The sequence below is a fragment of the Bacillus sp. SG-1 genome (assembly GCF_000181495.1).
Classification (GTDB): Bacteria; Bacillota; Bacilli; order Bacillales; family Bacillaceae_B; genus Rossellomorea.
Genome location: NZ_ABCF01000012.1, coordinates 42,249 through 61,977 on the forward strand (window position 1 = coordinate 42,249; position 19,729 = coordinate 61,977).

At 43.6% G+C, this 19,729-nt stretch carries 19 protein-coding genes; 12 read left to right on the top strand and 7 right to left on the bottom strand.

All coding sequences use genetic code 11. The features are described from left to right. The first annotated feature begins 240 nt into the window (after positions 1-240). Positions 241-945, top strand: coding sequence for a response regulator transcription factor (locus tag BSG1_RS08690; RefSeq protein WP_044022633.1), 705 nt, complete (start codon positions 241-243; stop codon positions 943-945). Beyond that, the gene (locus tag BSG1_RS08695) at positions 935-2,353 is read left to right on the top strand and encodes a sensor histidine kinase (RefSeq protein ID WP_006836631.1); all 1,419 of its coding nucleotides are present in this window, start codon (positions 935-937) and stop codon (positions 2,351-2,353) included. The genes BSG1_RS08690 and BSG1_RS08695 overlap by 11 nt, the downstream gene beginning before the upstream one ends. A 65-nt stretch (positions 2,354-2,418) precedes the next feature. Here the strand turns inward: BSG1_RS08695 and BSG1_RS08700 are convergent, their stop codons facing one another. Next, a complete protein-coding gene (locus BSG1_RS08700) occupies positions 2,419-3,681 on the bottom strand; it encodes an erythromycin esterase family protein (RefSeq protein ID WP_006836632.1) in 1,263 nt (420 codons plus the stop codon). 17 nt (positions 3,682-3,698) lie between these two features. Further along, a complete protein-coding gene (locus tag BSG1_RS08705; RefSeq protein ID WP_006836633.1) occupies positions 3,699-4,094 on the bottom strand; it encodes a hypothetical protein in 396 nt (131 codons plus the stop codon). A 324-nt stretch (positions 4,095-4,418) separates the two neighbouring features. Here BSG1_RS08705 and BSG1_RS08710 point away from each other — a divergent pair, with 324 nt between their 5' ends. The 4 genes from BSG1_RS08710 (at position 4,419) to BSG1_RS08725 (ending at position 9,946) form a co-directional block, all read left to right on the top strand. Continuing rightward, positions 4,419-5,381, top strand: a complete 963-nt coding sequence (locus BSG1_RS08710; protein WP_044022634.1) for a nuclease-related domain-containing protein — start codon at positions 4,419-4,421, stop codon at positions 5,379-5,381. A 67-nt stretch (positions 5,382-5,448) separates the two neighbouring features. Then, the gene (locus BSG1_RS08715; RefSeq protein WP_044022635.1) at positions 5,449-6,174 is read left to right on the top strand and encodes a hypothetical protein; all 726 of its coding nucleotides are present in this window, start codon (positions 5,449-5,451) and stop codon (positions 6,172-6,174) included. 267 nt (positions 6,175-6,441) lie between these two features. Then, positions 6,442-8,184: an ABC transporter ATP-binding protein gene (locus BSG1_RS08720; protein ID WP_006836636.1), complete on the top strand. Its 1,743-nt coding sequence runs from the start codon at positions 6,442-6,444 to the stop codon at positions 8,182-8,184. After that, a complete protein-coding gene (locus BSG1_RS08725; protein ID WP_006836637.1) occupies positions 8,165-9,946 on the top strand; it encodes an ABC transporter ATP-binding protein in 1,782 nt (593 codons plus the stop codon). The genes BSG1_RS08720 and BSG1_RS08725 overlap by 20 nt, the downstream gene beginning before the upstream one ends. Positions 9,947-10,017: 71 nt before the next feature. On the opposite strand, the gene BSG1_RS08730 is transcribed toward BSG1_RS08725, so the two are convergent. The 3 genes from BSG1_RS08730 to BSG1_RS08740 form a co-directional block, all read right to left on the bottom strand. Further along, positions 10,018-11,352 carry an MFS transporter gene (locus BSG1_RS08730; RefSeq protein ID WP_006836638.1) on the bottom strand — a complete coding sequence of 445 codons (1,335 nt, stop codon included), beginning with the start codon at positions 11,350-11,352 and terminating at the stop codon, positions 10,018-10,020. Between the two features lie 116 nt (positions 11,353-11,468). After that, positions 11,469-12,320: an IS3 family transposase gene (locus BSG1_RS08735; protein ID WP_006836612.1), complete on the bottom strand. Its 852-nt coding sequence runs from the start codon at positions 12,318-12,320 to the stop codon at positions 11,469-11,471. Positions 12,321-12,346: 26 nt separating this feature from the next. Continuing rightward, positions 12,347-12,658, bottom strand: coding sequence for a helix-turn-helix domain-containing protein (locus tag BSG1_RS08740; RefSeq protein WP_198008218.1), 312 nt, complete (start codon positions 12,656-12,658; stop codon positions 12,347-12,349). Positions 12,659-12,796: 138 nt separating this feature from the next. Between BSG1_RS08740 and BSG1_RS08745 the strand changes: the two genes are divergently transcribed. The 3 genes from BSG1_RS08745 to BSG1_RS08755 all read left to right on the top strand — a co-directional run bounded on the left by BSG1_RS08745 (position 12,797) and on the right by BSG1_RS08755 (position 14,736). Continuing rightward, on the top strand, positions 12,797-13,366 hold the full coding sequence (locus BSG1_RS08745) for a GNAT family N-acetyltransferase (protein WP_006836639.1): 570 nt from the start codon (positions 12,797-12,799) through the stop codon (positions 13,364-13,366). 65 nt (positions 13,367-13,431) lie between these two features. Next, positions 13,432-14,139, top strand: coding sequence for an MBL fold metallo-hydrolase (locus BSG1_RS08750; RefSeq protein WP_006836640.1), 708 nt, complete (start codon positions 13,432-13,434; stop codon positions 14,137-14,139). A gap of 24 nt (positions 14,140-14,163) precedes the next feature. Then, entirely contained in the window at positions 14,164-14,736 is a 573-nt protein-coding gene (locus tag BSG1_RS08755) for a TetR/AcrR family transcriptional regulator (RefSeq protein ID WP_044022636.1), read from the top strand. A 45-nt stretch (positions 14,737-14,781) separates the two neighbouring features. Here BSG1_RS08755 and BSG1_RS08760 read toward each other — a convergent pair whose 3' ends face one another. Together BSG1_RS08760 and BSG1_RS08765 are read right to left on the bottom strand one after the other, a co-directional pair. After that, the gene (locus BSG1_RS08760) at positions 14,782-15,243 is read right to left on the bottom strand and encodes a hypothetical protein (RefSeq protein ID WP_006836642.1); all 462 of its coding nucleotides are present in this window, start codon (positions 15,241-15,243) and stop codon (positions 14,782-14,784) included. A 1,098-nt stretch (positions 15,244-16,341) separates the two neighbouring features. Next, positions 16,342-17,070: a YqcI/YcgG family protein gene (locus BSG1_RS08765; protein ID WP_006836643.1), complete on the bottom strand. Its 729-nt coding sequence runs from the start codon at positions 17,068-17,070 to the stop codon at positions 16,342-16,344. 182 nt (positions 17,071-17,252) lie between these two features. Here BSG1_RS08765 and BSG1_RS19815 point away from each other — a divergent pair, with 182 nt between their 5' ends. From BSG1_RS19815 to BSG1_RS08780, 3 genes are all read left to right on the top strand, one after another. Continuing rightward, the gene (locus BSG1_RS19815; RefSeq protein WP_006836644.1) at positions 17,253-17,969 is read left to right on the top strand and encodes a general stress protein; all 717 of its coding nucleotides are present in this window, start codon (positions 17,253-17,255) and stop codon (positions 17,967-17,969) included. A gap of 203 nt (positions 17,970-18,172) precedes the next feature. Continuing rightward, on the top strand, positions 18,173-19,162 hold the full coding sequence (locus BSG1_RS08775) for a YsnF/AvaK domain-containing protein (RefSeq protein ID WP_006836645.1): 990 nt from the start codon (positions 18,173-18,175) through the stop codon (positions 19,160-19,162). A 175-nt stretch (positions 19,163-19,337) separates the two neighbouring features. Next, positions 19,338-19,729 (top strand): alanine:cation symporter family protein (locus BSG1_RS08780; protein WP_006836646.1); only part of this gene is annotated, 392 nt, incomplete at its 3' end.

The window sequence follows — 19,729 nt, forward strand, 5'->3', positions numbered from 1 at the left end:
CACCTTGTTCAGAGAAAAAAGCCCTTGTCTCCAAGGGGAAAATCCGTTTCTTTGGATTTTTCCGAGAGCAACCATATATACGAAAACAGCGTTATAAGATAGGATCCCCGCGAATTTTGCGGGGGTTTTTCATATTGTTTTATCGCCGCTCCCGAGGGAAAACTATTAGAAGAAATCCGGAAAAAATACTATAATTTAACTAGAAAAACGTGAGTGTTGACCGGGAAAGGAACGATATCTATGAAAGTGCTGGTAGTAGAAGACAATGAAAGTGTCACGTCCATGCTCGAGATGTTTTTTATAAAAGAAGGTATTCAGGGGGAATTTGTTCATGATGGTGCTGAAGGATACCAACGCTATAAGGAAGGCGAATGGGACCTAGTGATATTGGATTGGATGCTTCCCGGTATGGACGGTGTAACGATCTGTCGGAAAATCAGGGAAGAACGTACCCAGATCCCGATCATCATGCTCACAGCCAAAGATAGTGAATCCGACCAGGTTCTCGGGCTCGAACTCGGTGCGGATGATTATGTCACAAAGCCATTTTCACCATTGGCATTGATGGCAAGGATACGAGCTGTTACCCGCCGGTATCAAGGGGAGAAAAACAACACTGCCGAGAGCACGGATATTTCCACCACTGATTTCCAGATAAGCAAAGAGACACGGGAAGTCCTCCTGAAGGGGGTGCCCCTTACCAACTTGACTCCAAAAGAATTTGATTTACTTTATTATCTTTCTCAGCATCCGCGTCAGGTATTTTCAAGGGAACAGCTCCTGGAACGCGTATGGGGGTATGACTTTTACGGAGATGAGCGGACAGTCGATGTCCATATTAAGAGGCTCCGGAACAAAATTGGCAGCAATGAAAAACCCTACCTGCATACAGTGTGGGGAGTAGGCTATAAATTCGACGAGACGGCGGCCGGTGATGAAAATTAGGTATCTATATCAGCTGCTTCTCAGTCATACGAGCGTGCTGATCATCGCATTCCTGATTCTTGGAACACTTTTTTCCCACTATGTCGAAAATCTTGTGTACGAAAACAAGGTGGAGGAATTAAGCTCCTACGGGGAGAAAATTTTATCCGACCTTGAAAGGCCAAGTCCAAGAAGACCGCTTTACTTAGAGGAATACAGCAACCTGCTTCAAGCCAGGGATATTGATTTGATCACATTTAATCAAAATGGGGTTGTATCTTTTTCCAGGGGAGGCATCTACCCCCGTATTGAACTGTCTGAGGATGAATGGCAAAAGATTGAGCGGGGAGAGACGGTGCCGCTGAAAAAAGATTTTGGCCGTTTCAACAAGGCGGTTTCGCTCGTCATCATGCCAAGGATCATCAATGACCAGCTCGCCGGGGGATTGATTCTGATCTCCCCAATCAGCGGAACAAGGGAAATGCTCAGTGAAATCAATAAATATCTATTGTATATTGTCTTCATATCATTGGCGATTTCACTTCTGATCAGTTTATTTTTATCAAAACTTCATGTAAAAAGAATCCAGCGTATACGGGATGCGACTTCCCAGGTATCATCCGGTGACTACGACGTTCATGTTCCAAGTTCCAACTTCGATGAAATCGGCGACCTTGCCGATGACTTCAACAATATGGTCACCAAACTGCGTGCATCCAAAGAAGAAATTGACAGCCTGGAAAAGCGGAGAAGGCAGTTCATGGCGGATGTCTCCCATGAGCTGCGAACCCCATTGACGACGATTCGCGGCGTGATTGAGGGCATACGCAATGACATGATTCCAGAAGAGCAAAAGGAAAAAAGCTACGGGCTGGTCAGTCAGGAAACCCGCAGGCTCATCCGGCTCGTCAATGAGAACCTGGACTATGAAAAAATCCGCTCCAATCAGATCGTCATCACGAAAGTAACCGTGCCGCTCCTGGATGTGCTTGAAGTCATCAAAGAGCAGCTCGACTTTCAGGCGGAAGAAAAACAAAATGCAATCCATATCGAGGCAGATCCGGCAGTCAAGGTATATGCAGACTATGACCGCCTTATCCAAATCCTGATCAATATAACAAAGAATAGTATCCAATTTACAAGTGGAGGATCGATTTGGCTGAGGGGCAGTGCTTCTGGGGAAGAAACGATCATTGAAATCGAGGATACCGGAATGGGAATGGATCCAGAAGAAATTCAATCGATCTGGCGCAGATTTTACAAAGCAGATCTCTCACGAACAAATAATCCATATGGGGAATTTGGTCTCGGATTATCCATCGTAAAACAATTAGTACTGATGCACAAAGGAACCATAGATGTTTCAAGTGAAAAAGGAAAAGGAACAAAGTTTGTCATCACCTTGCCGCTTGAAGAGAAAGAAGGCTGATCATTGTTTTTTGATCAGCCTTCTTTATTGCTGTTTTAAGGTTGGTTTCTCGGGACTCCAAACCTTTACACTTTTGCTTGGCTCAGCTCTAAAGGCTGAAGGGCGCTTGTTTCGTCGATATAGATGAACGCATCATACCGCTCTGACATAATCGAAGGTACATAGTTGCCGTATTGTTCATATTGAGGGCGGTAGACGACCCCGATTGCCCTGTGTCCGAGGGGGGTATGGAATTGTTTCCGGTTTTCATCATTGAAAATTAGGATCTGATTATAGTTGCCAGCCTCGTGCATTGCGTCTTCCCAGCTGCCCCGGAGTGCAGGCGGTACAGCCATCCTTTCAAGGTCGGCACCCCATTCTTTAGAGGCAATAACCGTTCCCCGATGCGTTCCAAAACCGACAATATAGACATCTTCTTTCGGATTCTGCTCGCGGACAATCTGCCCGACATTGGTCATACCTGCTTCCATCATGTCCGTTGCGCGTGCATCTCCGACATGTGTATTATGCTCCCAGACAATGACTTTTGCATCATCGCCATACGACTTCATGGCAGCATTCAACGCTTCCACCATATGCTCATCCCTGACGTTCCAGGACTGTTCATCGTTTGTCACCATCGCCCGGTAATAATGTTCTGCATTTGCCGCTACCATCGCATTCACTTCGAGATTGAGCTCCTGCTCATGGTTGCTCGTATAGTGTTCTTTATTTTTCCTGATGGTAGAGAGTAACTGAACGACCTCATCAGTACAATCATCACCAAGAAGCCCGGCAGATACCGCATACTCCTGCGCTTCTCTGTTGAAAGGTTCGAAGCAGGAGAACGCTTTTCTTGCTTTTTCCAAGTCAGGGGAATCTGTTTTCTCGAGATATTGGATAACCTCCTCCATTGATTCCCACAGACTGTACACGTCGATTCCATAGAAGCCGACTTTTTGTTTGAGAGAGGTATTTGTATTATATTCTTTCAGCCAGGAAATAAGGTCGACTACCTCTTCATTTGCCCACATCCAGGTCGGCCAGCGTTTGTATGACTGCAGGGTATCACGCGGGTTTTCGGTTTCGTCATATCTCTTAATATATTTGTTGACGCTTTGAGACGCAGGCCAGTCGCCTTCCACTGCGATAATATTGAAGCCTTTTTCTTCAATCAGCCTCTTGGAAAGCTCTGTCCGGATTTTATAATACTCTGATGTCCCGTGAGAGGCTTCACCAAGAAGGACAATCCGTGAATCCCCAATCTCATTGATGATGCTGTCCAGGTCACGTTCGGTCTTGTATTCTGTTGAATGCTCTTTAATCGATTGAATAACAGACTCATTCATTATAAAACCTCCGACACTTAGTTGTATTTCGCATCGTAACTGTTCTCACCCGCATGAACGGAAAGCAGTGTTTCCGCATAACCCACGAGCCGGTTCACAAGCTCATCGCATACCGCGTATACAAGATTGTGCTGTTGGGGTCTGTGCAGTTTTGGATCATCAAAAATCACCGTCGTATTGATAAACACATTTTTGTTTCCCAGCAAATTGTAGTGAACAATCACCTTCCCGGCAGCGCCGCCTGTCCGGGGGTCCTCAAAATCCGGCAGGAACACATACCATTCCTCCGCGCTGGGCGAGCGGAAATTTTTCGTGAAAGTCATTCCGCTAATTTGCCTGTTAATGCGGTCTCGTTCCGCATCACTGAGTAAATTAAACTGAGGTTTTTCCATATCTTCAGGCCACACCTTCATCGGTTGATACTTCTATCTTGCCCTATCGAAAGTCTATAGTATGTAATTAGTCTAAAAATGAGAGGGGTAAACGGGATAAATGTGGAAATGTTCGTGTGGGTTGATTTTCCTGGGAAAGTGCCTGCGACGCAATTATTTGAAATTAGACGCAATTCCGCTGGATTAGACGCAATTATTCCAAGTTAGACGCAATAATCCTGAATCCGACGCAATAAACCAATATTAGACGCAATTCATTCAAGCAGGCGTTAAAAAATCAGATATTTTGCAGGATAATACCTGTTACAGAAAGAATTAATTAGAAAATTGATAAGGAGTGATATTTTGATTGTTAAAAATCTTTCAATCCCACTGAGAATCCTTCAGAATGAAGCACTTTTGAACAGGCTTCATGAACACCATCCAAAGCGGGAGCTAATTGAAGCTGATAATATGAAGAGATTGAAAGGTTACCGCGGCGAACAAGCGTTAGATTATTACTTAAGCTTCCTTGCTGCTAATGAATTTTACATTTTACACGGCCTGCGCTTACAACATGGTGAATACTTCTTCCAAATTGACCTTCTGCTTGTATCTCCCCTATTTCTTCTGGTTGTTGAAATCAAAAACATTTCCGGCACTGTTATCCTTGGCGGTCCTTTTAAACAGATGATTCGTATAAAAGACAATATTGAAGAAGGGTTTAATAATCCTTTAACACAGGTGAAAAGACAAAAGTATCAATTGCAGGAATGGTTAGCAAAATATAATTATACTGGCTTACCTATTGAACATCTGGTTGTGTTCAGTAACTCTTCTACCATAATACGAGCACAAGATAATGATAAGGAAGTATTAGAAAAAGTCTGTCATGCAAATCAATTAATAGAAAAAATAAACTCATATAAAAGCAGCTATAACCGAATTCTTCTGGAAGAGAAGAAAATCAAGAAGATGTGCAGAGTACTAAAGAAGCACCACATTCCTAAAAGAGATGATATACTGCAAACTTATGGCATCTCCCAATCGGACATCATTCAGGGTGTGATATGTCCTGAATGCTCCTTTTCCCCGATGATACGACTGCGAGGATCCTGGTCCTGTCCTTCATGTAAATTGACTTCTACCAATGCCCACCATAAAGCCATCAAAGATTTTCTTTATTTGATGAATCCTACGATTTCTAATCAACAAACCAGAGAATTTCTTAAAATTAACTCAAGAACTATAGCTTCTAAGCTGCTGAAAGGAATGAACCTTCATTGCACTGGAAATACCAAGGGCACTTACTACTCTCTGCCTGAATAAAACAAATCATCCATGATTACCCAGCCATCCTAAAGGGAAAACAGACACCAAAAAAGGAGGCAGACATATGGAGTGGGTACCGTTAATGCTTGCACTTGTTCTGGCGGCCGTGCATTTAACGGCCAGGCGCATGGTTTTTTTGGAATCGATTCCGAGGAGTAAATTTTTATCAATTGCAGGCGGGGTGTCTGTGGCTTATGTATTTATTCATATTCTCCCTGAGCTGAATGAGCATCAGGAGGCGATAGCAGAGTCGGTTGAGGTGATTGGATTTTTGGAGCATCACGCTTATTTGCTGGCGATGGTTGGTCTGGTCATTTTCTATGGATTGGAAAAGGTGGTCCAGGACTCCAAGAAGGAGAATGAGGAAGAGGTGAGTAGACCAAAGAGGTCGGCGTTCTGGCTGCACATCAGTTCTTTTTTTGTTTACAATGGCCTGATCGGATACCTGCTTGTTCATAGGGAAGAGTCGGGCCTGGTGAGCTTACTGTTATATGGAACCGCGATGGCGCTTCACTTTGTGGTGGTGGACTTTGGACTGCGTGAACACCATAAGGACAGGTATGACAGAGAAGGACGCTGGATGCTTGCTTTTGCCATAGTCATCGGGTGGGCCATCGGATTCTTGACGGAAATTCCTGAAGCGGTGCTCGCACTGTTATTTGCATTCTTATCAGGAAGTATCATTTTGAACGTGCTGAAAGAAGAGCTTCCACAGGAACGGCAAAGCAGTTTTTGGGCGTTCGCACTTGGAGGAATTGCATATGTGATCCTGCTATTAAGTGTGGGGTGAAAAAAGGCGGCTGTGGTGCTGCCTTTTTTATATGCAGCGACCGGTCCTTTAGTACTTCACCGCCCGAAAAGGGACAGTCCCTCTTCGTGCTTTAACGCGTCACCGCACTAAGAGGGACTGTCCCTTGTGGTGGTTTAAAGCGTTAAAGCGCAACAACTAACTAAGGGTCAAACTAGTTTCAAATATAAGGAAAAGCCTTTATAATGATAGGATAAAATACGGATTCCGAAATATATATAAACATCCAGGAGTTATGGGGGAACCTAGATGAAAAAAATGCTGTCTTTTTTGAAGAATTACAGGCTGTCAATGGGGATAGCCTGGACACTGATGTTGATTGAACTGGCGGTGGAATTGCTGCTTCCCTTGTTTATGGCGAAAGTGATTGATGAGGGGATATTGCAAGGCGATATGGCGGCTGTCTGGTATTGGGGCGGCATTATGTCTGTGCTTGCTTTGGCAGCTTTTGCTTCCGGGGTGACGAATTCCTTTTTCGCAGCTCATGTCAGCCAGGGGGCAGGTTATGATATCAGAAAAAGCCTCTATGAGAAAATCCAGAACTTTTCTTTTTCCAACTTCAGTAAGTACCCATCCTCATCGTTGATTACGAGGCTGACCAATGATGTGACCCAGGTTCAAAATACGATTTTTACTTCACTAAGGATTATGATGAGGGCCCCGCTGCTAGTTATCGGGGGAACCATCATGGCATTAATCGTTGACGTAAAGCTCGGCATTATCCTACTGGTCGTAATTCCGTTCATCGTCGTTTTCTTACTGTGGGTATTGAACACCGGCTGGACGATGTTCAAATATGTTCAGCAAAAACTCGACTCCGTGAATGATGTTATACAGGAAAACCTAAAAGGGATGAGGATCATCAAAGCCCTCTTAAGGGGAAGTCATGAAAATGGCCGCTTTATTGAAGCGAATAAAACGTTAATGAAAAAGACGGTGAGTGCATTAAGATTGATGGAAACCATTATGCCGGTTCTGTTCATTGTCATGAACGGAAGTATCTTGTTCATTCTTTGGATAGGAAATATGGAGGCGGCAAACGGTAATGCGGCGGTCGGTGATGTCGTGGCGATCGTCAACTACGCGACCCGAATTACAGGAGCGTTTTCTGTTTTTGCCTTCATCATTATGAGTTTTTCAAGGGCAAGGGCATCTGCCGGCAGGATTTCAGAAGTGCTTGAAACCGACATCGACCTAGTCGACTCGGAAGATAGTGATACTTCCTTAACCGTAACAGAAGGAAAGATTGAGTTTATAGATGTCTCGTTCCACTACCCCGGCACAAAGACAGAGGTGCTGGATGAAATAAACCTTAAAGTGGAGCCGAAGGAAGTCGTGTCAATACTGGGAGCGACTGGATCCGGGAAAACATCCCTGTTTCAATTGATTCCAAGGTTATATGAGGCGACGGGTGGAAACATCCTTATCGATGGTGTGGAAATTAAAAAATACAAACTGGAAAACCTAAGGAAAAGCATAGGATTTGTTCCCCAGGAAGCCCTGCTGTTTTCAGGAAGTATCAAAGAAAATATTGCATGGGGGAAAGAAGATGCGTCGATGGACGAGATCGTCGAAGCTGCCAGATCAGCTCAGATTCACGATTTAATTGAAGGCCTGCCAAACGGATATGATACAGTGCTAGGACAAAAAGGTGTCAATCTTTCAGGCGGGCAGAAGCAGCGTCTTTCCATTGCACGAGCGCTCGTAAGGAAGCCGAAAATCCTCATTCTTGATGACAGTACAAGTGCATTGGATTTAAAAACAGAATCCAAACTGATTGGAGCGATTGGAGACTATTCGTGTACGATCCTGATTGTAACGCAGAAAATCAGCACGGCCATCCAGTCGGATAAAATTTTTCTGATTGAAGACGGAAAGGTGATTGCGGAAGGTTGTCATGAACAATTGATAACGGACTCCCCGCTTTACGGAAAAATCTTTCAATCACAATTTGGAGAGGAGAACCTCGAGCATGCCAAGGCATTACAGTAATGCACCGAAGAGCAAACCGAAAATAAAGAATTGGAAGGGGACAGTCAAAAGGATCTGGAGTTACCTTTCCAAGGAAAAAGGCCTGTTAAGTCTAGTCATCTTAATGGTCTTCATTAGTTCTTTCCTTGGACTCCTTGGGCCGTTCCTGGTCGGGATGGCGATCGATGATTTTATTGTCACACGAGATGCAGGCGGACTGTTCCAACTCATCCTGTGGCTGGCTGTCGTCTACGTTGTTTATTCTGCCGCAATGTGGCTGCAGGCATATTGGATGATCGGGATTGCTCAAAATTCAGTTTACCGGATGAGAACGGAGCTCTTTCAACAGCTGCACAAACTGCCCATCCCATTTTTTGATCGCCGGCAGCACGGGGAATTGATGAGCAGGGTCACAAATGACATGGAAAATGTCAGTTCGACGCTGAACAGTTCGATGATCCAAATTTTCTCCAGTGTCCTCACACTACTGGGCACTGTAGGGGTCATGCTGTGGCTAAGCCCGCTCCTTACTCTGATTACTATGCTGATCATCCCGGCGATGTTCTTGGGCCTTAAATGGATTACGAACCGGACGGGGAAACTTTTTAAGGAAACCCAGAAAAACCTTGGTGATTTGAATGGATATATAGAAGAAACAGTATCTGGGCAGCGAATCGTCAAAACCTTTTCACAGGAAGAGAAAGTCATGGACGATTTCCTTGTGAAAAGCGACAGGTTAAAAGCCTCTGCATATTGGGCAGCAACCTATTCAGGGTTTATCCCCAAGTTGATGAATATGCTGAATAATTTGAGCTTCGCTGTCATCGCAGGGGTTGGCGGTATCCTTGCGGTTCAGGGTATCATTACAATCGGGGTCATCGTCATTTTTACCGAGTATGCCCGTCAATTCACAAGGCCGCTGAACGACCTGGCCAACCAATTCAATACTCTTTTATCAGCAGTTGCTGGGGCGGAAAGGGTATTTGAAATCCTTGATGAGGAACATGAAGAGAAGAACGAACGCAGGGCTGCCTCTGTGAATGAAATCAAGGGTGAAATTGAATTTTCTCATGTCACTTTCTCCTATGATAAAGAAACGAAGACGGTTGAAGATATTTCGTTCAAAGCAAAACCCGGACAGACTATAGCTTTGGTCGGGCCGACAGGGGCAGGGAAAACGACCATTACCAATATCTTATCGAGGTTTTATGATCATGATGAAGGAAAGATTACAATCGATGGTAAAGACCTTAGGGAGATAAAAAGAGAAAGCTTGCGAAAACACATGGGATTTGTACTTCAGGATTCCTTTCTATTTCAAGGGACCATCCGGGAAAATATCCGCTATGGAAGACTGAATGCAAGCGATTCCGAAGTGGAGAAGGCAGCAAGGGAAGCCAATGCCCATTCGTTTATCATGAAATTGCCTGATCAGTATGACACCGTCCTTACCCAGGATGGCGGAGGGATCAGCCAGGGGCAGAAGCAGCTGCTTTCCATAGCAAGGGCAATTCTTTCAGATCCTTCTCTCCTTATCTTGGATGAAGCGACAAGCAGTATCGATACCGTTACAGAAGTGAAAATCCAGGAGGCCTTGCAGCGCTTGATGAAAGGGAGAACGAGCATCGTCATCGCTCACCGCCTAAACACGATTCAGTCGGCTGACCAGATTCTCGTCCTTCAAGACGGAAGGATTACCGAAAGAGGCTCACATGAAGAGCTGCTGGAACAGAAAGGGTTTTACTCCGAACTATACAACAGTCAGCTGCGGGAAATCAGTTGAAAAAAGGATGTCCAACACGATGTTGGGCATCCTTTTTATTTGCCGTCGACCGGCGGAGTCGAGTTCTGTTTTTAGTGAACCCGTCTGTTATAGATAAACAATAATACCAGCGATATCCCCATAGCGACAATCAGCGCAAGGTAGGACCGTTGAAAATCTCCTGTTGAAAAACCTTGTCCATGCCACTCCAGCAGGATGGCTCCCACAACAGATCCGGAAGCACTACCGACAAAATGGGTCAGTTGCTTCATGCCAATGCCCGAACCAACATATTCTTTAGAGAGGATCCTTGAGGTTTCATTGGTCGAACTGGATGAAAGACTTGAAAATCCAAAACTGGTAAACATGTAGCCTGCCATAATCCAATACTCGCTCAGAGGAGAAAGGAAATAGAATATAAGAGTTGAGATCAACAGCAGGACATGGGCACCAAACAGAACCGTTATATTTCCGTAGCGGTCGATCAACCTTCCAACGTATATCGCGGCCACTGCAGAGAACATAGCTCCAGGGAAGATAATGAATCCGATCGAAGAAGGGGCTTTTGAAAATATGCTCCCAAGCATCAATGGCATGAGAAGCAGAATGGCAAAGTGTGTCAGGAAGCCAAGGAAACTGATACACAGCAGCAATCGATACCTTTTATCCTTGATCAGATCGGGCTGGATGAATGGCAGTGCAGATCGATTGATCCGTAACCACAACAATCCCAGCAGCAGGATTCCTGCGAGCAAAAACGGCCAATTGAAGGTCGATAAAAACAACAGGAAAGCGGTGACTGAAAGGCCCGTTAATACTGCCCCGATAAAATCGAATTTCCCTTTTGCTACCTCTTCTTTAGGCAGGATTCGCAGTAAAACGGGAATTAAGGCTATCACCATCAGCGTCACAATAAAGAGGTAATTCCATGCCAGATACTCGGTGATCATTCCTCCAACAACCGGTCCCAAGCCAAATCCAAGGGAAGAAGCGGAGGCAATCATGGCCATGGCCCTTCCTCGTGTGGATAAGGGGATGTACCGGCTGGCAAAGACCATGGATAATCCCGGTATAGCGGCTGCACCGGTCGCCTGCATAAGCCTTGCCAATAACAACAGACTGTAGCTTTCTGCAAAAAAGCCGATGATGGATGACAATCCAAACAGCGAAATACCGATGGCGATCAGACGGCGGATGGGCAAATAATCAGAGAGTCTTGTATAGGTGATGGTACAGATTGCGAGTACGATAGAATAACCGGAAACAACCCAGGCGCCTTCTGAAGCCGATATGGAAAAATCATTAAGGATATTAGGCAGCGCAACATTGAACATCGTCGTATTCATGACAACAAGCCAAATGGCCAGGCTCAAGACAATAACCGTTTTGAAGTAGCTTCTGCTTTGTGATTCAGCGGTCATATCCATAGGAGGAACCTCCTTTTACATCTTATTACTTAGTCACTCGAAATAATATACCACATCCCCCAGCCGAGTAACAGTGAATCAACCCCCAATAAGTGGACATTTAAAAATACGACACATCAAGCCGTTTTTAGATAGTCTTTAAGGAACTGTTTTGGAGAAACGAATCCAATTTTACTGTGGATTCGTTTCTCGTTGTATCGCTTAATATACTTTAATAAATTTATTTGAAGTATATTTGAATCTTTATTTACAGGATAGAAACAAGGGAATTCAGTCTTCAGCTGAGAGAAAAAGCTTTCTATAACGGCATTATCCCAACAGTTACCCTTCCGGGACATACTAGGGGTGAATTTAAACTCTTTCTTCAAGCTTCGGTACATAAGAGAACGGTATACACTTCCTTGATCACTGTGAATAAGAACGCCTTCAAGGTTCTTTAGCTTTCTTTTCTTTTTGGCAGCTTTGATAGTATCTTCAATCAATTGTTTGTTTGGACTTAACCCTATTTTAAAGGCGATAATTTCTCGGTTAAACAAATCCATAAGGGCTGAAATATATAGCTTTTCACCTCTGTGGATGACTTCAGTCATATCAGTTACCCACTTTTGGTTTGGATGTTGAGCCTCAAAGTCTCTTTCAAGAAGGTTCGGATATACCGTACCAGTTGACTTCCCCTTCGATTCTTCATTTGTCTTTGGCAGTCTCACCACTGCCTTTAAATTGGCTTCCTTCATTAGCCTAGCTACTCTTTTATGGTTAACAATTTGCCCCTTGGCCTTCAAAACTTTTGAAATTCGTTTAGATCCATAAGTCCCTTTCTCGGCTCGATATACTTTCTTAATTGCTTTTAATGTCTCTTTTTCTTCTGAGGATGCAGAACGCTTTGGTCGCTTAAGGTAGGCATAATAACCACTAGGTGACACCTTAAGTACGCGGCATAAAAGTATAACTGGGTATTCCTTTCTCAATGCAGAAATAGCTTCAAATTTCTTGCTTATTCGTTCTCTTTGAGAAAGGCCTGGAACTTTTTTAGGATTTCATTCTCTTGTTCCTTTTCCTTAAGTTTCTTCTCCAATTCGCGAATTCTTTTTAAATCCTTGGAAGACGCTGAGTTAGTAATAGAACGGGAGTTCATCAAACCCTCTTTCCCATTTTCTTTGAACTTGTTCACCCATCTATTTACTGTGTCTCTGTGCAATCCCATCTCCTCTGCCACTACAGCTACAGGTTGATGATTCTCCAAGACATTTTTTACAGCTTCTAGTTTAACTTCGACACTTGTATGTGAACTTGGTTTTTTAGGCATTATTATTTCCCCCATAAATGCATATTTGTCGTATCTTCATGATAACTTATATGTCCATTATAAGGGGGGAGACTACAGGCACGCCCCGGTATTTGTCGAATTGCACCTCAAAAAAACTGCAAAGGTGAGTGGTCTCATATGATACTTGCTGGAGAAAGGATTTATTTACGAGGCTTTGAAGAAAGTGATGCGGAATCCCTGGTCAGGCTCATCAAGCGGAATAGAACGTTTTGGGGACAAACGGAACCCCAATGGGAGTCCGGCTATTATACATTTGAAGGCCAGCTGCAGAACATAAGGTATTTCCGTGAGGGATTTCAAAGGGGCCAGTTTTATACGTTCGGTGTCTATGAAAGAGGAACGGACAATCTCATCGGTCTCGTCAACCTTTACGATGTTAAAGGAGGTCCCTTTCAATCTGCAATGGTGGGTTATTCAGTAGATAAGAACTATATTGGAAAAGGAATTGCTTCAGAGAGCCTCAGGCTGGTTCTGTCTTTTGCCTTTAATACTTTGCAGCTGAACAGGGTATCAGCAGAGGTGATGCCGAGAAACAACTCTTCCATTAGAGTGCTGGAAAAGGCAGGTTTCCAGAAGGAGGGATTCAGGCGTGATAACATCCTTATTAAAGGGGCATGGGAGAGTCACCTTCAGTATGCTCTCCTGAAAAAAGATTGGGCTCTGTTTTTGGGAAAACAGGGTAGCTAAAACTAATGATATTATTTATACTAAAACTAACGTCATTAGTTTTGGGGGAGAAGGAGAGTTGGTAGATGAAAATGATAAAAAGAAACCACTTATACCAGATTGCTTTTATGCCGAATTTCTTTCCGGTGAACTGTTATCTGATCGAAGAAGAAGACAGTTTAACATTGATCGATGCAGCCTTGCCGTATTGTTCCGATTCTATCTTGAAATCAGCCGGAAAAATTGGGAAGCCCCTTAAAAGGATTCTGTTGACGCATATACATGACGATCATGTAGGTGCCCTTGATAAAATAAAGGCTTCGAACCCTGAAATAGAGGTGTGGGTTCCAAAGCGTGAAGAACGAATGATGAGGGGGGACCGGAGTCTGGAACAAGGCGAATCGCAGAAGCCGATCAGGGGCGGTGTACCCAAGAATCTAAAAACAAAGGCAGACTTCTTCATGAGTGAAGGCGACCAAGTAGGTTCACTGACTGCGATTGAAACACCTGGACATACCCCGGGATCAATGTCTTTTCTTGATACCAGAGATCATTCATTGATTGCAGGGGATGCCTTTCAAACCAGGGGCCGTACAGCGGTGTCGGGTCAGATGGTGATCGCGTTCCCATTTCCTGCCCTGGCTACATGGTGCAAGGAAACAGCCGCGGAAAGTGCTGAAAAAATCCAAAATCATAATCCTACCCTGCTGGCTGTCGGACATGGTAGAATGCTTGAAAACCCATCTGCTGAAATCGGGCAGGCGATTCAATCTGCCAGGCAGGCATTGAAGTGAGCATTGCAGGAAGGAAGTGATCTCATGTCACCAAGAATGGGACTTACACGAGATATAATACTGGAAACAGCAGGAGAGATGGCTGATCGTAATGGACTGGAATCAGTGACCATTGCCAATTTGGCGAAAAAGCTGAAAATACGTCCGCCTTCTTTATATAATCACATCAAGGGATTGAATGAACTGAGGACCATAATGGCTGTACACGGACTGAACGGCCTTTATCATGCAATGAAATCAGCAGCAGAGGGAAAAGAGGGTGATGAAGCGGTTCAGGCTCTGGGATCTTCTTACCTATCTTTTGCCCGTAAACATCCAGGATTATATGAAGCAGCATTACTGGCCCCCGATCCAAGGCATCAAGAAGTTCAGGAAGCAGGAAGCCTGATTGTAGAATTAGCTTTGGAGTCACTGGACTACCTGGAACTTTCAAAAGTAGACGCCCTCCATGCCGTCAGGGGATTGCGGGGCCTGTTTCATGGCATTGCCTCTTTGGAGCAAAAGAGTGGATTTAACTTGGACTTGAGTGTAGATGAGAGCTTGCACAGGATGATCAGGACGGTTCTTGCAGGAATAAAGGGAAGAACCGATTTTTAGTATGCCGCAAACAAAAAGAACGTTGGAGCAGGTGCCGGAAGGACCTTACTCAACGTTCTTTTTTGCGATAAATAAATGATGAAAACCGTACATCAGCATGGACTTGATAAAGAATGTCGCCAGTAACTGTAATTGATTCATCCGTATCAGGGTCCAGACGCCGAGCTTCTTAAACCACTTATAAAAAGGGTAAACAAAGAAAGTATCCACGGCTAAATTCAACAGTAAGTATAAAGGGAATTTCCCATAAGTGTATTTTAAGATGAATACACTTCCCGTTAAAAACGGGCCTGCTGCAAAAGGGATAATCCCTCTTATCTTGGATGAAAAAGCAGGGTGAATGGTCCACCATTTATATTTTTCGGCAATTGCATCCTCAATCATTACCATAATACACATGAACAAAGATGCCGGCAAGAAACGTTTAATGGATCTCCAGCCGGCAAGCGGCAGTACTGCCCAGGATAATCCCAGTAACAGTAGTATCAGTACACGTGACAGTCTCATTATTCATCCTCCTTGCACTTAATTTGGCTTTAAATGGCAAAAATATACGGAAAAGCGGAGGGGGTGGTTTTTGTACTGGTTTTGGAGTAAAAGAACGTACCATTACAGAGGGGATACGAGTTTATAATGGTACGATTAGTAGAAATACGTACCCCTACAGAGAGAAGCCGAGCTTATAATGGTACGATTAGAAGAGAAACGTACCCCTACACTGGGAATCTGAGTTTATAATGGTACGATTAGGCGAGAAACGTACCCCTGCAGAAGGAATTCGAGTTTATAATGGTACGATTAGAAGAGAAACGTACTATTACAGAGGGAATCTACGATTATAATGGTACGATTAGGAGAGAAGCGTACCACTACAGACGAAATTCGAGTTTATAATGGTACGATTAGAAGAGAAACGTACCAATACAGAAGGAATTCGAGTTTATAACGGTACGATTAGAAGAGAAGCGTACCCCTACACTGGGAATCTGAGTTTATAATGGTACGATTAGGCGAGAAACGTACCCCTGCAGAGGGAATTCGAGTTTATAACGGTACGATTAGAAGAGAAACGTACTATTACAGAGGGAATCTGCGATTATAACGGTACGATTAGAAGAGAAACGTACCATTACAGACGAAATTCGAGTTTATAATGGTACGATTAGAAGAGAAACGTACCAATACAGAAGGAATTCGAGTTTATAATGGTACGATTAGGAGAGAAGCGTACCACTACAGACGAAATTCGAGTTTATAACGGTACGATTAGAAGAGAAACGTACCAATACAGAAGGAATTCGAGTTTATAATGGTAAGATTAGTAGAAAAATCCCTACAGAGGAATTACAAATTTAAGGGTATGTTTAGTTGTCTGTGTAGATGCAATAATCTAAAAACGTACCATGCGAAACTCAACATAATGACGCACAAAAAAAGCGGCACAAGGCCGCCTTGCTATAGAGAAGCATGGATTTTAAAATTAGATTAGTATCAAGAGTAGTTCCCACTCCGCTAGTGGACTTCAAGGCCAACTTTCATATGCACGTATCGCATTTACCGAAATAGAGCATCAAACCTAGCGCGGTAAGGATTTCGGTCCCGTTATCATTTATGATGAAACGGGCATTTTCCGGTGATGGGTTCAACATCATCCCCGATGAAATATTGTTTCCATTCCCGGTGTTCAGGGTCACCATAGTGGCTGATGTTGGGATGCTTTGGAAGGTTGTCCCATTTCTCGACTCTCTCCCTGACTTTCTCGCGTGACATGACACCGCCTTTCGAAGTGCCTTCTAGGCCTTCAAATATCCTTCTTGGCTGGAAACCAAGAACGAGGGAATTCCCCAAGTCGCGAGTCTTTCTTTGTTTGTATGCGGGTGCGTTGCCGAATACAAAGTAAGGTTCCTCCGCGAACGAGAATGCCCAGAGATGGTGGTCCGGGTCCTCTGGATAATCTTTCGGCCACGGCTTTGTATCTTTCTCATGAAGAAACTGAAGGATGTTCCAAAAGTACTCCCGGTAATAAGGAATGTCTTTTTCTTCTTTTTCAGGCTCTACAAATAAGAACAAGCCGTGCCTGATGAGTTTCGGGCTGTCAAATAAACCAATGAATTGTTCCAGCGTTTGAGGAAGGCTAGACCAGTCATCATGGGTAATATAGGAATACCTCAGTTCACCTTTTTTCTCCCCTGACATACCGAAGTAACACGGAAACGTTTTATCTGTGACTGTGTCCCTGAACGTTTTATATTCTTCGATCACCCACTGAGGGACTTTTTCCGGATTCGTCATATCTTCTTTCGTCAACAAACGGTTTTCGGTAGCAATTTTCATAATATCTCCCCATCTAAAAAATATTGGTCGTACTCTCTACCCTTTTTGAAGTAAATATAACCTCGAAACTCTCTAAATCATGGAAAAACTTGGCTCCTGCGTATGGTTTACCTCAAACGCCAAAGGGTAAATTTCTTATGTAACCAAATCCCAAGCAATAAGCTTGCAAGGAGGTAAAACTGATGGAAAAGAGTGTTGTAGGAGCGTATGACTCTACTATTGAAGTGATGGATGTAATTAACAGTCTGACAAAAGACGGTTATACAGAAGAGGATATTCTTGTCATTTCAAACAGGGATGACATAGATACATTGGACAACACTTCCGGCCTTCATGTAGAGCACACCGACGTGAATCATGGAGAGTCACGCAGCCTTTGGGAAAAAATAAAAGATTCGTTCATGGTCAAGGAACATGAAGGTTCAAATAACGATTTATCTCAATATGAAATTCCGCTTAATCAGGTTGGAACGTATCAATCGAAATTAGAAGACGGCAAGATTCTTGTTGCTGTGACAGCGAAGGATAAATACGTTCTCAGCCACGGTGGTGAGGTGGTGGACACTGGTGCTAATATTAAGCCGGTTTCTGAAAGTGAGGAAGATGATGAAATGCGGGAAGTGAACGCTGTCAGGAATCAGACGTCATCGGAGGATTATAAAAGCTCTCCGACTGCGGGAAAAAGCGTTGGAAACCACGGAGCTGAACCTGAGGACCTAAGATCCGGTAATGTGGATACCACTGAGGATACAATCGGTGGTAATGTCGGCAACACGCTTGGAGGGAAGCTCGGAACACCGGAATCTGAGAGGTATTCCGCTGGACAGGAAGGAATGGCTGGCAATCCGGTCGAAGCTGAGCCTTCCAACCAGAAAGATAAAAAGAAAGATAGATTTTAATTGAAGTATTGAAGGGACAATTAATCCCGCTGCTGAAGAGCAGCGGGATTTTTTCGTTATAAAAGTTGCATCAGAACCTTTTATATTAAAACATGTAATTAATAGGAAAGCTGGAAACATTTTTAGTGAAGAAAAACGTTTCTTAACCGATCTCGCGGGTAATTTTTCAAGTGTAGCATAAAAATCAAGGGAGGTAATTTTCAATGGAAAAACACATTATTGGAGCATATGATTCAACGAATGAAGCAGCGGCAGTAGTGGAACAATTGTCTAGAAAAGGATACTCCCCTGAAGAAATCCTGGTCGTGTCCAATAGGGATCGGTTAGGTTCTTTAGAAAATAAGACCGGACTTCAAGTGGAACACAATAATGACACAGAACCACATGAAGAATCTATGTGGGATAAAATCAAAGAAGCATTCACAGTTGATGATGAGGATCATTCTGATGACCGCCTTTCAAAATATGGGCTGTCAGATGATGAGGCGAGAAACTATGAATCCGAATTGGATGACGGCAAAATCCTGATTGCAGTGGAATCAGATTCTACTGTCGAGCTGGAAGATTATAATTCTGGATATAGCAGCAAACATGAAACAGACGTCGATGACTATACAGCAGGCACAGCAGGCCGCTCTGGTCACACGGAAGAACAATCAATGGAACTGCGAGAAGAACGTTTGAACGTAGACAAAGAAGAAGTAAAGACCGGAGAGGTTTCCATTGGAAAAGAAGTAGTGGAAGAAGAGAGAAGTGTCGATGTGCCGGTAAAGCGTGAAGAAGTATATGTTGAAAAGAGACATGTCCAGGATGGAGAAATGAGAAATTCTTCTGCTGAGCTTGGTGAGGATGAGGAAATAAGGATACCGGTTGTTGAAGAAAAAGTGGAAGTCAGGAAGAAGCCGGTTGTGACAGATGAAGTCGTAGTAGGCAAGCGTACCACAGAAGAAACAGAACATATCAGCGATACGGTGAAAAAAGAAGAAATTCATTTGGATAAAGAAGGTTCTTCAAGAGTTCAGGGTGAAGATGGACTGAACCATCATGATACCGAAGGAACGTATGTGACCGGCCAGGAAGGCTTAACGGACACTGCCGGTATGGGTTCTGAAAAAGAGAGAAGAGACTATAAGAATACTGAAAATGTAAATAAAAATGGCTCTGGAAGAAATGACTATCGAGGAGACATTTAATTAGGCTCCCAAAAAGCCCTGCTGACACTTCGGCAGGGCTTTTTGTTGCTTATTTGAGTACATATCTTTCTGGTACGCCTTTTAAATAAATTTTCAAAAAAAGATTGTCTAAACTACAGGAAATGAAATATAATTCGAATAGAAACAAAATTCTGAATTCAAAGGGGGAGTATGTTTGGAGACAGTTGTTGGCTGGCTTAATGGGGTTTTATGGAGTTCGCCTGTCATTTATCTGATTTTGACATTAGGACTTGTATTTTCAATTATGACTCGTTTTCTTCAGGTGAGGCACATCAAAGACATGTTCAAATTGATGTTCAAAGGCAAGAGCTCAGATGCAGGGGTATCATCTTTTCAGGCTTTGGCATTATCATTATCAGGGCGTGTAGGTACGGGGAATATCGCCGGTACGGCAACGGCTATCGCATTTGGAGGTCCGGGAGCGGTTTTCTGGATGTGGACCATTGCCTTCATCGGAGCGAGTTCCGCGTTTATTGAATCGACACTTGCCCAGATTTATAAAGTGAAGCAGAATGGACAGTATCGCGGGGGGCCGGCCTACTATAT

What these genes read in the sequence shown, in the direction of transcription:
- BSG1_RS08730 (WP_006836638.1), bottom strand. Translation starts at nt 11,352, where the DNA reads ATGGATATGACCGCTGAATCACAAAGCAGAAGCTACTTCAAAACGGTT.
- BSG1_RS08765 (WP_006836643.1), bottom strand. Translation starts at nt 17,070, where the DNA reads ATGAAAATTGCTACCGAAAACCGTTTGTTGACGAAAGAAGATATGACG.
- BSG1_RS08725 (WP_006836637.1), top strand. Translation starts at nt 8,165, where the DNA reads ATGCCAAGGCATTACAGTAATGCACCGAAGAGCAAACCGAAAATAAAG.
- BSG1_RS08745 (WP_006836639.1), top strand. Translation starts at nt 12,797, where the DNA reads ATGATACTTGCTGGAGAAAGGATTTATTTACGAGGCTTTGAAGAAAGT.
- BSG1_RS08695 (WP_006836631.1), top strand. Translation starts at nt 935, where the DNA reads ATGAAAATTAGGTATCTATATCAGCTGCTTCTCAGTCATACGAGCGTG.
- BSG1_RS08690 (WP_044022633.1), top strand. Translation starts at nt 241, where the DNA reads ATGAAAGTGCTGGTAGTAGAAGACAATGAAAGTGTCACGTCCATGCTC.
- BSG1_RS08705 (WP_006836633.1), bottom strand. Translation starts at nt 4,094, where the DNA reads ATGAAGGTGTGGCCTGAAGATATGGAAAAACCTCAGTTTAATTTACTC.
- BSG1_RS08715 (WP_044022635.1), top strand. Translation starts at nt 5,449, where the DNA reads ATGGAGTGGGTACCGTTAATGCTTGCACTTGTTCTGGCGGCCGTGCAT.
- BSG1_RS08760 (WP_006836642.1), bottom strand. Translation starts at nt 15,243, where the DNA reads ATGAGACTGTCACGTGTACTGATACTACTGTTACTGGGATTATCCTGG.
- BSG1_RS08700 (WP_006836632.1), bottom strand. Translation starts at nt 3,681, where the DNA reads ATGAATGAGTCTGTTATTCAATCGATTAAAGAGCATTCAACAGAATAC.
- BSG1_RS08750 (WP_006836640.1), top strand. Translation starts at nt 13,432, where the DNA reads ATGAAAATGATAAAAAGAAACCACTTATACCAGATTGCTTTTATGCCG.
- BSG1_RS19815 (WP_006836644.1), top strand. Translation starts at nt 17,253, where the DNA reads ATGGAAAAGAGTGTTGTAGGAGCGTATGACTCTACTATTGAAGTGATG.
- BSG1_RS08775 (WP_006836645.1), top strand. Translation starts at nt 18,173, where the DNA reads ATGGAAAAACACATTATTGGAGCATATGATTCAACGAATGAAGCAGCG.
- BSG1_RS08720 (WP_006836636.1), top strand. Translation starts at nt 6,442, where the DNA reads ATGAAAAAAATGCTGTCTTTTTTGAAGAATTACAGGCTGTCAATGGGG.
- BSG1_RS08755 (WP_044022636.1), top strand. Translation starts at nt 14,164, where the DNA reads ATGTCACCAAGAATGGGACTTACACGAGATATAATACTGGAAACAGCA.
- BSG1_RS08740 (WP_198008218.1), bottom strand. Translation starts at nt 12,658, where the DNA reads ATGCCTAAAAAACCAAGTTCACATACAAGTGTCGAAGTTAAACTAGAA.